Raw genomic sequence first — 14,913 nt, 5'->3', positions numbered from 1 at the left:
CGGCGCATCGCGCCGCGAGTGATTAGCGATCCAGCCATTCAGCATACTGCTTGGCGTAATAGGTGAGAATACCGTCAGCGCCGGCGCGCTTCATGCACAGCAGCGACTCTTGCATCACGGCCTCGTCATCCAGCCAGCCGTTTTGTGCAGCAGCTTTGTGCATGGCGTATTCGCCACTGACTTGATAAACAAAGGTGGGCGCCAGCAGCTCATCTTTGATGCGGCGCACCACGTCGAGGTAAGGCATGCCGGGTTTCACCATCACCATATCGGCACCTTCGGCCAGATCTAAGGCGGCTTCGTGCAGTGCTTCGTTGCTGTTGCCTGGGTCCATTTGATAGGTTTTTTTATCGGCTTTGCCTAGGTTGGCAGCAGAGCCGACGGCATCGCGGAAGGGGCCGTAATAGGCTGAGGCGTACTTGGCGGAGTAAGCCATGATGCGTGTATTCACAAAGCGCTCGCCCTCTAATGCTGAGCGAATATCACCAATGCGACCGTCCATCATGTCGGACGGCGCGACCACATCTGCACCGGCCTCGGCGTGGGATACGGCTTGCTTCACCAAGGTTTCTACGGTGATGTCGTTCAGCACGTAGCCGGTTTCATCGAGAATGCCGTCCTGACCGTGCACGGTAAATGGGTCGAGGGCGACGTCAGTGATCACGCCCATGGTCGGTACGGCATCTTTAATGGCGCGCACAGCACGTTGAGCCAAACCGTTGGGATTAAACGCTTCTTCTGCCAGCTCGGACTTAGCATCGGCTGGTGTCACTGGAAACAAAGCCACGGCGGGAATGCCTAGCCGATCCAGATGGCGGACTTCAGCCACCAGCAAATCAATGGACAGGCGTTCGATACCCGGCATGGAGATCACTGGCTCGCGCTCTTGATGCCCTTCGAGTACGAACATTGGGTAGATCAAATCATCGACGCTGACCTGATTCTCGCGCATCAAGCGACGGGAGAAGTCATCACGGCGCATCCGGCGCAGGCGGGTTTCCGGGAAAAAACGTTGGGCATCGTTAAAAGCCATGGTGATACTCCTGTTGATTGGATCAGCAAACAAACGTGCAAGGATGAACTTATGGTTCGGTGGTTGCGGGCAGCGCTTAGGTGGGCTGCGAGTACCTGCTCCGCAATGCTGCCGATTGTAGCCTGATGTGGCGATGACGTGCGGCAAGTTTGACGGTCTTTTACTTCCCCAAGACACGTCACCGCCAGCGAATGAGCCATTCGGCCAGTGTGATTGGGCGTTTCGGCAATTGCTTGCTGGCTGGCGGGTCATAACATGAAGCACAGATGTGACAGCGGTATTAACTCCCTAAACCGCCAATTAACAGAGGATGCAACATGACGACGGACGCCGTGCAAACCGAAGGCTTTAGCCAAACCGAGCTGAACCTGGCACTTAACTTTCTTGAGCAAATCCCCTTTAACAAGGTGTTGGGGCTTAAACCTAAATTGCTGACTGCCGAGCGCTGTGAGTTCAGCATGGCGATGAAGGATGATTTAGTGGGCAATTGGCTGCAGGGCATTTTGCACGGCGGCGCCATCTCGACGGCACTGGATGTGACCGGGGGCGCGATGGCATTGATCGCTACCTGGCAGCGCTTGCACCGCGACGATGTGCCCAAAGAAGAGCGCCCTAAAAAGCTATCTAAGCTCGGCACCATTGATATGCGGGTGGATTTTTTGCATCCGGGCAAAGGCAAGGAGTTTGTCGCCAGTGCCACGCTGCTGCGCATCGGCAACAAGGTGGCGGTAACGCGCATGGAGTTTCATAACGAAGACGGCGAGTTGATTGCTGTCGGCACCGGCACTTACCTCTGTGGCTGATACTTTTGCTCTAGCTCCTCGACCAGATTTTGCGTGACACGCAAGCTGTGAAGCAGATCCAGCAGGTTGTAATCCAGGTTGATGTTTAGCTCGGTGGCTTGGCCGTTAAAGAATGCCGGGTTGTTGCCAGCAAACAACAGCCCCAGGTTGAGAGCGCCATCGGGTTGGTAGCGAATGTCAGATTCTAACTGGTGATAGTGAAAATCACTGAGCAGGTTCATGGCCATGGCGACGCCATCGTGGCTGCTCCCCAATGCTGCGCTGGCCTGGCTTTGCACTTGCAGCTTGCCACCGGGGGCGCGGGCGAACAGCTTGCCGGCGGGAATCGACGGCCCTTGTGGCCCGATGACGATGGGGAGCACGCCGTCCATCACGCCGCTGGCGTTCACTTGTGCTTTGGCTTCGAGGGCGGCCAGTTGTTGCAGCTCAATGTGATCGACCACAATGCCAAACGCGTTGATGTCTTTGCGGCTGTCAAAGCGCGCTTCGGGGATGCGCACGCTGCCACCCAACAACCGGGTGCGACCTTCGTGCAGCTCGGCAGTGATGTACTCCAACCCGTGCCACGGTTGGTTGATATCGATGGGGGTTAGCTGTGCACCGAGGCGCAGCAGCGAATCCGTCAGGGCAATGCCCGGATTGAGTTGATCTCCAGACAGCTGTGCTTGCAATTGCAGTTGCTGCTGTTGGCGTCGCAGGGCTGCAAAACCATGCCAGCCTTCGATCGCCACGCGGTTGTCATAGCTCGCACTAACACCTGTTAGCCTTAGCGTCGTATCTGGGTGCAGCTGACCATTCGCTTGCCAGTCCAGCCAGCCCTGACCAGACACCTGGCCAGCTAGCCACTGAACACCCGTTAGGCTGCGCCATTGGTTCAGATTGAGCTGAGGGTGAGCGAGTTCGGTGGGCTTTAAATACCATTGAATATGGCCTTCGCCAGCGTACTGCTGGCGCACGTCGGCATGCAGTTGCAGCGCACCTTGCCCTGCTCGCCAGTTTAGCTGCCCCTGCAGTTGTTGTGGCGATAGCATGAGTTCAGCTTGCAATTGGTTATCCGCCAGCTGCCAGCCCTGCCATTGTGATTGCGCCAGTGCGGCGGTCAGCTGGCAATGGGCCAGCCAAGGCGATTGCCGAGCCGCCCACTGGCAATGAGCGTGACCGGCGAGTAAAGGAAACTCAGTGGTTAAGGCGGCATCAGGCTGCACCAGAGTGACGGGCTGCCAACTGAGCTGCAGCGGCGATGTGAGCTGACAATCGGGCTGACACTGCAGTTGCAAGTCGGCCAGCCATTGGCTGCGCCAAGGGGGTAATTGCCAGCCTTGCAGCTGTCCAACAGTGGTTAACGCCAACCCCTTCGTGCTCTGCAGAGCCATGCCTTGATCAGGGTGCCAGTGCAGTTGCCATTGGCCGTGGGCATCAAACTGCAAGTTGTTTTCCTGCGTTTGCCACTGCGCTTGCAGTTGCAGCGGTAGTTGCAGCGTCAGGCCATCGCTGCTGTTCCAGTCGCCGCTGCTGGCCAGCGTGGCACTTACCTCTACACCCGTTTGCTGCCAGTGCAGCTGCTGCTGACCATTGAGGGTGCACTGGTTGAGGTCGCTATGACAGTGCAGTTGCAGCTTGGGGAGCCAGCTGAACTGCGCCTGCTGATAGTGTCCTTGTTGGCGGGCGCTACTGAGCTGTGCCTGCCAGCCTTCGCGGTTGCGTTTATCGAGGCTGAGCTGCCATTGATTGGGCGGTAAGGCACCATCGGTCAGCTCAATGCGGTTGCTATTGAGTTGCCAGGATGCTTGCGCCTGGATGTCGTCGGGCAACCGTGCTTGGTTGGGTAGGCTGAGCAGTATGTTGCCCTGCAAGTCGTCGATGGGCAGCGATTCCAATGCCGGCAGGCGTTGGCGCAGCAGCGCCAGATCAGCAAATTGCTGGATTTCGAGTTCGGTGCGACCTTCTTGTTGAGCAATATGGCCATGCCATTGCAACAGCCGCTGTTGCTGCTCCGAGAGCAGCAGCAACCAGGCGCCGCCTATTTGCAGCTGTGCTTCCAGCTGCCAGGGCAGAGGCGCGTTATCGAGCTGTATGGCACCGTGCAAACGCCATAGGCCATCATCAAAACTGGCTTTAAGGTCGCTGCTGACATGCGCATTGTTGAAGTTCAAACGATCAATCTGAATGCGACCCAGAGGGACCTGCAGCCATTGCTGCAGCGGTGGAATATCGAGCTGGCGTTGCAGCAGTGCCGCGCCGGAGCGCTGGGCCTGGCGCTGGGCAGCCTGAGTCAGTTGTGCGCTGGCTTGCTGCACGCTGAGGCGAGCAATGCGCAGCTGTTGAAACTCGCCCTGCAGTAAAGCTAACGGGCGATAGTTTAAGCGCAAATCGTTTAGCTGCAGCTGACTGCCATCAACGAGTGTGAGGTGTAAGCGGTCGATGTGAAGCTGATACCAACTCCAACGGCGAATATGCACTTTGCCTTGGCCTAAGCCGCTGAGTTGCAGAGCTTGGTTGGCCCACTGATTGAGTGTGGGTTTCAGCAGCCAGGGGGCAGCCACGACCAGGGCTGTTAACAGCACTAGGCTGGTGACTAAGCTCCAGCCTAACCGTCGTAGCCAGCGCCGCATCGACTAGCGTTGGATCTGCTGTACGCCTTGCTCCGTTCCGAGCAGTAGCAAATCCGCTGGGCGCTGAGCGAACAGGCCGTTGGTGACGACACCGACGATTTGATTGATGCGGCTTTCGAGACCACGCGGGTCGTCTATGCGCAGGTTGAACACATCCAGAATCTGATTGCCATTGTCTGTCACTACGCCGTCTCGATACACAGGGTCGCCACCCAGTTTTACCAGCTCGCGTGCTACGTATGAGCGCGCCATGGGAATCACTTCCACCGGCAGAGGGAACTCGCCCAACAGCGTCACCTGTTTGCTGGCATCGGCGACACAGATAAAGGTTTTCGCCACCGCGGCGACGATTTTTTCGCGGGTGAGAGCGGCGCCGCCACCTTTGATCATTTCCAACTGAGCGTTGATTTCATCGGCGCCATCAATGTAGAACTCCATCTGGCCGATTTGGTTGAGGTCATAGACCTCAATTCCGTGCCCACGCAAGCGCTCGGCCGAGGCTTCAGAGCTGGCAACAGCGCCGGCAAAGTCGTGGCGCAGATCCGCCAAGGCATCGATAAAGCAGTTTGCGGTAGAGCCAGTGCCTACACCGATGATGCTGTCTTTCTCCAGCTTAGGGCGGATATAGTCGGCGGCGGCCTGGCCGACGGCTTGCTTCAGTTGGTCTTGAGTCATGTCATTCACTTGCGTTGTCAGCGGGTTGCGGGTTCCTGTGCCGGGAATTATATGCATGACTGAGTTACAATGCGCGCTTTGAATTTGCCCCGGCTGGCTGCCGGATCACCCATGAGACCTGTCCATGTTGAATCAGTACCTGAAGAAAATTCTGTCGGCGCGGGTTTATGACGTCGCCATTGAGTCGCCTCTGCATCAAGCACCGTTTCTCAGCGAGCGTCTGGGCAATCACATTTGGGTCAAGCGAGAAGACGAGCAGCCGGTGTATTCCTTCAAAATTCGCGGCGCCTACAACAAGGTTGTGCAGCTGAGCGAAGAAGAAAAAGCACGCGGCGTGGTGGCGGCTTCCGCCGGCAACCATGCCCAAGGACTGGCGCTGGCGGCAAAAGAGCTGGGCATCAAAGCCACCATCGTCATGCCGCGGACCACGCCGGAAATCAAGGTGAAGTCGGTGAAAGCGCGTGGTGCCAAAGTGGTGTTGCATGGCGATGCTTTCGACGAAGCCTTTGCCTATTCGCAAAAGCTGGTGGAAGAAAAAGGCATGACCTACATCCACCCCTATGACGACCCGGAAACCATTGCCGGCCAGGGCACCATCGGTATGGAAATCCTGCGCCAGATGCGTGACCCGGTCGATGCCATTTTTGTTCCCGTCGGTGGCGGTGGCTTGATTGCGGGGGTGGCCGCTTACGTTAAATCATTGCGTCCAGAAGTGCGCATCGTAGGTGTGGAAAGCTCTGAATCAGCATCGCTGGCGGCGGCGCTGGAAGCCGGTGAGCGGGTAATCCTGCCGCAAGTTGGCATCTTTGCCGACGGCGTGGCGGTGGCCCAGGTCGGCGAAAACACGTGGGAAGTGTGCAAAGACCATGTCGATGAAGTCATCACGGTGACGCCGGACGAAATCTGTGCCGCCGTCAAAGACACCTTTGATGATACCCGTGCGGTGTGCGAACCCGCCGGAGCATTGAGCGTTGCCGGGCTAAAAAAATACGTTGAGCGCGAAGGCTGCGAAAACCAGCATTTGATCGCCATTCTCAGCGGTGCCAACGTCAATTTCGATCGCTTGCGTTACATCTCGGAAGTGGCAGAAATCGGTGAAGGCCGAGAAGTGATTTTGGCGGTGACCATTCCTGAGCAGCCCGGCAGCTTCCAGAAATTTTGCAGCTTGCTGGGCAAGCGTCCCATCACTGAGTTCAATTATCGCTACGGTGATGACAACCGGGCGCAGATTTACGTTGGCGTAAAGGTCAGTGCAGAGCCAGGCGCGCAGCAAGCATTGCTGGATGAGCTGATTGCCCACGATTACCCAGTAACGGATTTGACCCACAACGAGATCGCCAAATACCACATTCGCCATATGGTCGGTGGCCATGCCCCGGTGTCGGTGGCAGACGAACATTTGTATCGTTTTGAGTTTCCTGAGCGTCCAGGCGCGTTGCTGAACTTTCTGCGTACGTTGGGCAAGCGTTTTAACATTTCGCTGTTCCATTACCGCAATCATGGTGCGGCTTATGGCCGGGTACTGGTGGGACTACAGGTGCCCGAAGGCAAAGAAGCGGAGTTACGTAAGTATTTGAAAGCGCTCGGTTACCGCTATTGGGACGAAACAGATAACACCGCTTATCACTTGTTTTTGCGTTAGTTTTTAGGCAGTTAAGGTCAATGTGACGAAGCTGTCCGCTTTCATCTTGTTACATTGACCCGATTGCTGACACTGTCATTCATGTCAGGCGAAGTTGGCGGGCCTTGGCCGGCAGCCGTGGTTGGGCGAACTACTATTAGAGTGTCAAAACGCTCATTAACTCTCGCCTGTTTGTGCCGGCCAGAGGGTGGTAATGGAGACTCGTCGTGAAGCTCATAACCTGCATGCTGTTGTTATTACTGCTGCCACAGGCGTACGCCAGCACGTGCCAGCATTTCACTGCCAGCGGTAATGCTGAATACCCGCCTTATCTTTGGCGTTCGGCGGACGACTCTATGAAGTTGGTGGGTGCCAACGCCATGCTGATGGACTACATCGCCGAGCAGCTGGGTGTGACCATTGACATCGGCTATGTTGGCCCTTGGGGGCGCACTCAAGAAGAGTTGGCCAAAGGCCATATCGACTTTATTGCCGGCGCTTTTTATACCGAACCCCGCACCCAGCGTATGGATTATCTGAGACCGGCCTTTCAAATGACGCAAACCGCCGTTTGGGTGAGTGAATTTCGCCCCTTTGAGTATCGTGAATGGCGGGATCTGATCGGTCGGCAGGGCGTTACTGTTATTAACAACAGTTTCGGTCAGGAGTTCGACGAGTTTGCGGCGCAAAACCTCACCATTCACGAAGCCGTTAAGCTGGAGCAGGGGCTGCGCATGTTGCAGGGTGACCGGGTGGATTACTTTATTTACGAGTTAAACCCAGGCAAAGCGTATGCCTCGCAGCTCGGTATTTCAGAGGTGCGGCCGTTGGCGGTGCCGGTGTCACAGGAGCCGCTGTATTTAACCATGTCGAAGAAGTCGGTGTGCAATACCCCTGAGTTTCGCCAGCAGCTGCAAGCGGTATTGCAAAAAGCCCAGCAAGAAAAGGTGATGGAGGGCTTCTTGCGACAAGCCATGCGCGATTGGGAAAAACGCGGATCGACCAGTTTGGAATAATCTGCGCTGCTTTTACACTCTGCCTTTCGTGAAGCGCTCACGGTTAGCCTGTTTCTTGCGGTCGCTTTTGCGCAGCAACACATAAAAGGCACCGGAGCCGCCATGATGCAGTTGGGCGGTGTGAAAGGCTTGCACGTCGTCCAAATCCTGTAGCCAGTGCACCAAATAGCTTTTTAGTAGTGCTGGGTCTTCCATATTGCGATCACCCTTGCCCGGCATCATCAGCACACTGCGTAAGTCGTGCTCTAGGCAGTCGTTGATAAAGCGATATACCTCTCGACGAGCCTGGTCAATGGTGCGACGGTGCAGATCCAAGCGGGCCTCAATTTCATATTTACCTAGGCGTAGCTTGCGAAACACGCCGTCCTGAATACCGGGACGCTTGTAGCCGATGATGTCGTGTGGCCCCACGCGTTCAACTTCGGATAGGCGTAAATGGTTAGGGTCATGTCCTTGGTTTTCGCTCACAGCCGCTTGCTGGCGCGCGGCGGCGTTGGCTTTGGCCAGGTCCGGGCCGCGTCGCAGCTGCACCTTGGGGCGCTGGGGCAAACGCTTTACCCCCTGCATTTCCTGTAAAAACAGATCGTCGTCAGACTCAGCCATGGTTTCACCTCTTAATACTGTCTTCGCGATGAAGCTCGCTGCATCGCTGACCTATGATACCGCAGCTAACACACTTCTTTGCGTGCCCAGACACTACTTTTAAAGCCCCTGTTTTATTGTGGAAATGCGAGCCGTGATCGCATTAACTCAGAGGACTTTCAATATGATTCGCTTTAATCACAGAAGTGCCATCGTCGCCATGGCAGTGATGGCACTCAGCCAACCGGCGTGGGCGTTTAAAGGACAGCATCGTGAGTTGGACTGGGCACAGCAGCTGCAACTCAGTGAGCAGCAGCAACAACAGCTGCAGCAACTGGAGCAGCGCCATCGTAAAGATGCACAACAGCAGCGTCAGGCGCTGCATGCAGAAATGCGCGCCTTGCTGACACCGGAGCAACGCCAACAAGCCGATGAGCTGCTGCAGCAGCGTCAGCAAAAAATGCAGCAACGACGTGTGTCACAGCTCAGTCAGAAGCTGTCTCTGACTGCAGAGCAGCGTGAACAGCTACAGCAATCGCTGCAGCAAAGCGGAAACTGGCCGCCAACATTGCAGCAAAAACAGCAGCAACGTCAGCAGTTACAACAACAGCTCAACCTGATTTTAACGGCTGAGCAACAGCAGCAATGGCAGGCTCTGCAGCAGCGCCAGCAAAAACGCTTTCACCATCACCGCCAGTCACTTTGACGGTGAGCTGGCCAAAGCCCTTCTTTTAGAAGCTGTATACCAAGGTCACACCGAACTCACGATCGGTGTTGACCTTGTCTTCAGGCACTTTGTCGGTATAGCTGACGCTGTAGCTGATCTTGGTTGCCAAGGTGCCGATAACGGTGCTTTTTAGACTGGTCTCAGATTCATAAACACTGTTGTCTTGACCGGGCTCGGCGCTGATTTCTTGGATCAGTTGTACCGTTGGAGCAATGCCCCAGGTAAGCTTGCTGGCCAATCTACCGATCCACTCTTCATCGACTAAATCGCTGTCTTTGATTTTGTCGCGACGATAACCTGGGCCGGCCTCAATGTGCCATTTGAGCTCGTCTTGGGTAAAAATTCGATAGCCATAACCGATGGCTGCCGTGGTTTGGTATTCAAAGCCAGAAAAGCGATCCCGCTCTTGCTTCAGCACCGATGCCAGATAGGAGCGTTTGCTGAAGTTGCGGTCTAGCTGCAGCTCGCCACTGTACTTTTCTTTTGACGTTTCGCCATCTTCCTTGCTGCTACGGGCCGTGAGCTTGAGTGCTTTATCCCAGCGCTGGCCTTCATGTTTGACGTTGAACTTGCCATTCAGGTTGCTGGTATCCGTATTGCCTGAGGTGAATAAATAACCCAGCTCAGAGGCGCCGCTCCAAGCGCTTTGTGGAGCGTCATCGGCAGCAGCGGTAACGCTGGCTAAGCACAGAGCCAAGCCGAGGGAGGAAAAAGCGTTCATGAATAAATCCTCAGGACGGTCATGCAATAAAAAAACAGGCGGCAGAGTAACCAGCCATGCTGCTGCCTGCAACAGTCTGTGTCGGGCAGCGCGCAAGCGCTTCGTCTACAGTGAGCCCCGCAGCTAAACAGGGGTAGCGTGTGCGTGAGGCAATTTTAACGGCGCCGGTCCAGACGGTGCTGATCCAGCTGACTCGGCCCATGGTGGTGGGGATTCTGGCGGTATTCTTTTTCAACTTGGTCGATACCTGGTTTATCAGTTTATTGGGCACCGATAGCTTGGCGGCGGTGGGCTTTGCCTTGCCGGTGACCATGTTAGTGATGAACCTGGCGATTGGACTAGGCATTGCCGCGGCGGCTCTGGTTGCTCATGCCGTTGGTGCTGACGATGCCAGTGCGGCCCGCCAGGCCAGTAGCACGGCATTGCTGCTGGCCTTGTTGTTAGGGCTGCTACTCGCGCTGCTCGGGATGTGGCTTCATCCTTGGCTGTTTCGCTGGCTGGGGGCTGCCCCTGCCTTGTTGGCAGATATCTGGGATTACATGCGCTGGTGGTGGCTGGCCAGCATATTGATGATGCTGATGATGGTTCAGAACAGCACTCTGCGCGCCAGCGGCAACACCCGCTTACCAGCACGCATGATGATGGTCGCCGCGGTATTAAATGCCGTGCTCGATCCGTTACTGATATTTGGCTTGGGGCCGCTTGACGGCATGGGTATTGGCGGTGCGGCTGTGGCCAGTGGCCTGTGCTGGTTATTGGTCATTGGTGTGATCTTAATGCGTCAATGGCGTCAGGGCTTGCTGGGTTTGGCTGGTTTGAGCTGGCGATCCGTGGTGGCGCTCTGGGGGCGCTTATTAAGGCTGGGCATACCTGCCATGGTGACCAACATGCTAGTGCCATTGGCAGGGGTAATGCTGCTGACATGGGTGGCCCCTATGGGGGAGCAAGCGGTGGCTGGGTTTGGCGTCGGCATGCGGTTGGAGCCCTTTGCCATCGTCGTCATACTGGCTTTAACGTCGACGTTGCCGACTTTTGTAGCGCAGAACCGTGCGGCTGGTCATTGGTCGCGTATCTGGCAAGCATTAGCGCTGTCGTTTCGGTTTCTGCTGCTGTGGCAGGGGCTTATTTGCCTGTTGTTATGGCTGGGCGGCGGTTGGCTGGCGCAGTTGTTTTCTGATGATGCCGAGGTGCAAGCTTACATCGTTGACTTTGTGCGTTGGCTGCCGCTGGGCTATGCCGGCATGGGCGTTGTGCTGTGTGTCAATGCCGCGCTGAATTCACTGCAGAAAACCCAAGTGTCGATGTTAGTGAATGCCGTGCGCTTATTTGCATTGTATGTGCCTGCGGCCTGGCTGGGCATGCAGCTGGGCCAGCACTGGGGTTGGTCTTATCAGGGGCTGTTACTGGGAGCTGCTGTGGGCAATGCCATCGCCGGCTGCTGGGTATGGTGGCTGGTGCAGCGCATACAAGCCGGTGGCCAAGTTGGCTTGGCCGGCCGGCGGTTGAGGCTGGAGTGAAGCCGCAGTGTCATATCTGCTTCGATTGCTCGCGCAAAATAAACTTCTGGATCTTACCGGTGGAGGTTTTCGGCAGCTCGCCAAATACCACATAGCGCGGAGTTTTGAAGTGCGCCATGTTCTCGCGGCAAAACTGGATAACGGCTTCTTCGGTAACGTCAGCACCCACACGTAGCTTAATGAAAGCGCAGGGGGTCTCGCCCCATTTGTCGTCGGGCTTGGCCACGACGGCGGCTTCTTCTACATCCGGATGACGGTAAAGCACATCTTCCACTTCAATGGATGAGATATTTTCACCACCTGAGATGATGATGTCTTTGGAGCGGTCTTTGATTTCTATGTAGCCGTCCTCATGCCAGACGGCTAAATCGCCGCTATGAAACCAATCACCTTGAAATGCCTGCTCGGTAGCGGTTGGATTCTTCAAGTAGCCCTTCATCACCAAGTTGCCGCGAATCATGATTTCGCCAATGGTTTCGCCGTCTCGTGGTACGGGCTGCAATGTATCAGGGTCGGCTACCTTTAAGTCTTGTTGCATAGGGCTTTTAACGCCTTGGCGCGCTTTTAATGCAGCTCGTTCAGCCAGATCTTTGTTGTCCCAAGCGTCGTGCCATGCGCAGACGACACAAGGGCCGTAGGTTTCGGTTAAGCCGTAAACATGCGTCACTTGGAACCCCATGCGCTCCATGCCTTCAATCACGGCAGCAGGGGGAGCGGCGCCAGCTGTCATGGCATGCACCTGATGATTGATGCCAGCTTTCATGTCCTCAGGTGCATTGTTAAGAAGATTTAGAACAATAGGAGCGGCGCAGAAATGGCTGACACAATGGTCTTTGATGGCTTGATAAATGGCATCGGCACGCACATGGCGCAATGAAACACTCACGCCGGCAGCGGCGGCAACACTCCAAGGAAAGCACCAGCCATTGCAGTGAAACAGTGGCAACGTCCACAGGTACACCGGATGTTGGCCCATGTTCCAAGAAATGATGTTGCTGGCGGCGTTGAGGTAGGCACCGCGGTGGTGATACACCACGCCCTTGGGGTTACCTGTGGTGCCCGAGGTGTAGTTGAGGGTAATGGCTTGCCATTCATCCGTTGGTAGCTGCCAGTCGAAGTCAGGTGAACCTTGGGTTAACAGCTGTTCATACTCCAGTTCGCCTAGCAGTTCGCCATCGGCATAATAGGGGTCGTCAATGGCGATGACTTGGGGTTTGACCGCCAGCATCTTCAGCGCTTTGGCTGCCACAGCGGCGAACTCTCGATCAACAAATAGAATCTTTGCTTCGGCATGTTGCAGAATAAAGGCGATGGCTTCGGCATCGAGGCGGGTATTAATGGCATTGAGTACTGCGCCGCTCATGGGGACGCCAAAGTGTGCTTCGAATAATGCCGGTATGTTGGCACACAGGAAGGAGACGGTATCGCCGCTTGATATGCCTCGTTGGTGCAGAGCGGACGCCAGACGCACGCAACGGTCGTAGGTCTCAGCCCATGTATAGCGGGTATGCTGGTGGATTTGCGCGATCCGGTCTGGGTAAACAAATGCAGTTCGTTGTAGATAGCTGATTGGGCTCAGGGCGGTGTAGTTGGCTGGATTGGCTTCCAGCCCTAGCTCATAAATATTGTGATGCTGCATAGCGACTCCGGCATTATCCCCTTTAGGCTGGGAGTCGTATTAGCAGCTTAACAGAGCTGCGCAGCGCCCCCAGATCGCTGTTATTGAGAAAATCATTAAAATGCCCGATTCGTCGCCTGCAAATCCGACCTAGGTAGTAGTCGCAAGTAAAAACCACAGTTAGGGCTTGTGTCGGTCAGCAAGGAGCCGTGGGAGGCGGCCACTGAGCCAGTCTTTGAGCATCACCCAGTCACCCATAAAACTCCACAACGGGTAGCGAAAGGTGGCGGGCTTATTGTGCTCAAAAAAGAAATGGCCTATCCAAGCCTGGCCGTAGCCCAGTAGCAGAGCCAGTGGCAACCATAGCCACGCAGCACTCATCACACAAAACACCACGACCGCTAAAGCACTGAGGCTGCCACTGTAGTGCAGAGCCCGGCACACTGGGTGGTCATGCTCGGCTAAGTAATAGGGATAAAACTCGGCGAAGCTGGAAAACTCTTTGGAATCGCTCATAGCGCACCTTCGATATTGTTATCTGTAGGCATCATAGTAGCGGCCCATGTCGCCCAGAACAGGGCCTTGGGTGCCACGCGAGCACCTGACAATAATGCCATTGCAAACGGCATGCCTTGATCAAAGATATCGCTTTAGCGATGGCATGCTGGCCGTCTTGGTGGCCAGCAATACCGAAAAGCGCTGCTAAGCTGCTGCAGTTCATTGGTCAAACCAGCGTTTGCCGATGCTTATCCTGCCTGACGAGGTGCGCGATGCTTTATCAATTGAATGCCGGAATGACCCGTTTTATGCAGCCTTTGCACGTACTGGCGCGACAAAGTCGCCAATGGTTATATCAACCTTGGAACCCGGCCAATGCCAGCTGGAGCCTGCGCTCATTGCGGGCGTCGGTAGAGTTGTTGGAGCGGCTCACCGATTCCTATGACAAACCGGATTGGCAGTTGGATGCCACTTGGGTTCAAGACCAGCCGTGCGAGGTACATTACGACTGTGTGCTGAGCAAGCCCTACTGTGATTTGCTGCATTTTCGCCGCCAGCCACAGCCTGAAGGCCAACCCAAAGTATTGATGCTGGCGCCGCTATCGGGCCATTACGCGACCTTATTGCGCGGCACAGTGCGCGAGTTCCTGCCAGACCATGAGGTCTACATCACCGATTGGCGCAATGCGCGTGAGGTACCGGTCGAAGACGGGGGGTTCCATTTCGATGATTATGTCGACTATTTGATCGAATTTTTGCGCTTCCTCGGCCCTGAAACGCACGTGATGGCGGTGTGTCAGCCATGTGTGCCCGCTTTGGTTGCCGCCGCCGTGATGGCGGAGCGTGGAGTACCCTTGCCGCGCTCAATGACCTTGATGGGCGGGCCAGTGGACACGCGTATCAGCCCAACGGACGTCAATGACTATGCCTCAGGCAAAGATCTAGCTTGGTTTCAGCGCAATGTTATTTGTCAGGTCCCTGCTGGCTTTGCCGGCCAAGGGCAGCTGGTGTATCCCGGGTTTATTCAGCTCACGGGGTTTATGTCGATGAATCTCGATAATCACATCAGCAAGCACTTTAAGTTTTTTAATGACTTGATTCGCGGCGACGGCGACAGTGCGGAAGCCCACCGCAGCTTTTATAACGAGTATTTAGCTGTAATGGACATGCCCGCTCATTATTATTTGGAGACCATTCGGCGCGTCTTTTTGGAGCATCAGCTACCGCGTGATTGTATGCAGCATCGCGGCCATCCTGTCACCCTAGCGGCCATCGAGAACATGGCGCTGATGACGGTGGAGGGCGAGCTGGATGACATTACTGGCCGCGGCCAAACCGCGGCGGCGTTGGTTTTATGTCGCAATGTCGATAATGCGCAGAAGCGGCATTTTGAGGTCGAAGGCGTGGGGCATTACGGCATTTTTAATGGCCGTCGCTTTCGTCAGCACATTGCACCAGAGGTCAAAGATTTTATGCATAAACATCAATGA

General features: G+C 55.6%; 14 protein-coding genes. 7 read left to right on the top strand and 7 right to left on the bottom strand.

All coding sequences use genetic code 11. From position 1 onward, the window contains the following. Positions 1–22: 22 nt before the first annotated feature. Positions 23–1,033, bottom strand: a complete 1,011-nt coding sequence (gene hemB / locus IE090_RS13950) for a porphobilinogen synthase (RefSeq protein WP_189389120.1) — start codon at positions 1,031–1,033, stop codon at positions 23–25. A gap of 317 nt (positions 1,034–1,350) precedes the next feature. Between hemB and IE090_RS13945 the strand changes: the two genes are divergently transcribed. Continuing rightward, positions 1,351–1,836, top strand: coding sequence for a thioesterase family protein (locus IE090_RS13945; protein WP_189389118.1), 486 nt, complete (start codon positions 1,351–1,353; stop codon positions 1,834–1,836). Here IE090_RS13945 and IE090_RS13940 read toward each other — a convergent pair. After that, complete coding sequence (locus IE090_RS13940; protein ID WP_189389115.1) at positions 1,821–4,448, bottom strand: intermembrane phospholipid transport protein YdbH family protein; 2,628 nt, start codon at positions 4,446–4,448, stop codon at positions 1,821–1,823. The genes IE090_RS13945 and IE090_RS13940 overlap by 16 nt on opposite strands. Before the next feature lie 3 nt (positions 4,449–4,451). Beyond that, the gene (gene rpiA / locus IE090_RS13935) at positions 4,452–5,123 is read right to left on the bottom strand and encodes a ribose-5-phosphate isomerase RpiA (protein ID WP_189389112.1); all 672 of its coding nucleotides are present in this window, start codon (positions 5,121–5,123) and stop codon (positions 4,452–4,454) included. 124 nt (positions 5,124–5,247) lie between these two features. Here rpiA and ilvA point away from each other — a divergent pair, with 124 nt between their 5' ends. Both ilvA and IE090_RS13925 read left to right on the top strand, forming a co-directional pair. Further along, the gene (gene ilvA, locus IE090_RS13930; RefSeq protein ID WP_189389109.1) at positions 5,248–6,765 is read left to right on the top strand and encodes a threonine ammonia-lyase, biosynthetic; all 1,518 of its coding nucleotides are present in this window, start codon (positions 5,248–5,250) and stop codon (positions 6,763–6,765) included. 206 nt (positions 6,766–6,971) lie between these two features. Further along, a complete protein-coding gene (locus IE090_RS13925) occupies positions 6,972–7,760 on the top strand; it encodes a substrate-binding periplasmic protein (protein WP_189389106.1) in 789 nt (262 codons plus the stop codon). A 12-nt stretch (positions 7,761–7,772) separates the two neighbouring features. Here the strand turns inward: IE090_RS13925 and smrA are convergent, their stop codons facing one another. Then, on the bottom strand, positions 7,773–8,363 hold the full coding sequence (gene smrA, locus IE090_RS13920) for a DNA endonuclease SmrA (RefSeq protein WP_189389104.1): 591 nt from the start codon (positions 8,361–8,363) through the stop codon (positions 7,773–7,775). A gap of 163 nt (positions 8,364–8,526) precedes the next feature. On the opposite strand from smrA, the gene IE090_RS13915 reads away from it, so the two are divergent. After that, positions 8,527–9,048 carry a hypothetical protein gene (locus IE090_RS13915; RefSeq protein WP_189389101.1) on the top strand — a complete coding sequence of 174 codons (522 nt, stop codon included), beginning with the start codon at positions 8,527–8,529 and terminating at the stop codon, positions 9,046–9,048. Positions 9,049–9,073: 25 nt separating this feature from the next. Here IE090_RS13915 and IE090_RS13910 read toward each other — a convergent pair whose 3' ends face one another. Beyond that, positions 9,074–9,790 carry a DUF481 domain-containing protein gene (locus IE090_RS13910; RefSeq protein WP_189389098.1) on the bottom strand — a complete coding sequence of 239 codons (717 nt, stop codon included), beginning with the start codon at positions 9,788–9,790 and terminating at the stop codon, positions 9,074–9,076. Positions 9,791–9,930: 140 nt separating this feature from the next. Here IE090_RS13910 and IE090_RS13905 point away from each other — a divergent pair, with 140 nt between their 5' ends. Further along, positions 9,931–11,307: an MATE family efflux transporter gene (locus tag IE090_RS13905; RefSeq protein WP_189389097.1), complete on the top strand. Its 1,377-nt coding sequence runs from the start codon at positions 9,931–9,933 to the stop codon at positions 11,305–11,307. A gap of 10 nt (positions 11,308–11,317) precedes the next feature. Here IE090_RS13905 and IE090_RS13900 read toward each other — a convergent pair whose 3' ends face one another. Then, on the bottom strand, positions 11,318–12,946 hold the full coding sequence (locus IE090_RS13900) for an acyl-CoA synthetase (protein WP_189389094.1): 1,629 nt from the start codon (positions 12,944–12,946) through the stop codon (positions 11,318–11,320). 159 nt (positions 12,947–13,105) lie between these two features. Then, positions 13,106–13,441, bottom strand: a complete 336-nt coding sequence (locus IE090_RS13895; protein WP_189389091.1) for an Mpo1-like protein — start codon at positions 13,439–13,441, stop codon at positions 13,106–13,108. A 46-nt stretch (positions 13,442–13,487) separates the two neighbouring features. Between IE090_RS13895 and IE090_RS13890 the strand changes: the two genes are divergently transcribed. Together IE090_RS13890 and IE090_RS13885 are read left to right on the top strand one after the other, a co-directional pair. Beyond that, positions 13,488–13,631 (top strand): hypothetical protein, encoded by a 144-nt coding sequence (locus tag IE090_RS13890; RefSeq protein WP_189389088.1) that lies wholly within the window; start codon positions 13,488–13,490, stop codon positions 13,629–13,631. Positions 13,632–13,695: 64 nt separating this feature from the next. Continuing rightward, positions 13,696–14,913, top strand: coding sequence for a polyhydroxyalkanoate depolymerase (locus IE090_RS13885; protein ID WP_189389086.1), 1,218 nt, complete (start codon positions 13,696–13,698; stop codon positions 14,911–14,913).

The sequence above is a fragment of the Bacterioplanes sanyensis genome (assembly GCF_014652515.1).
GTDB classification, from domain to species: Bacteria; Pseudomonadota; Gammaproteobacteria; order Pseudomonadales; family Oceanobacteraceae; genus Bacterioplanes; species Bacterioplanes sanyensis.
Note: the sequence above shows the minus strand (reverse complement) of the source record. Positions and strands in the feature narration are given on the sequence as shown.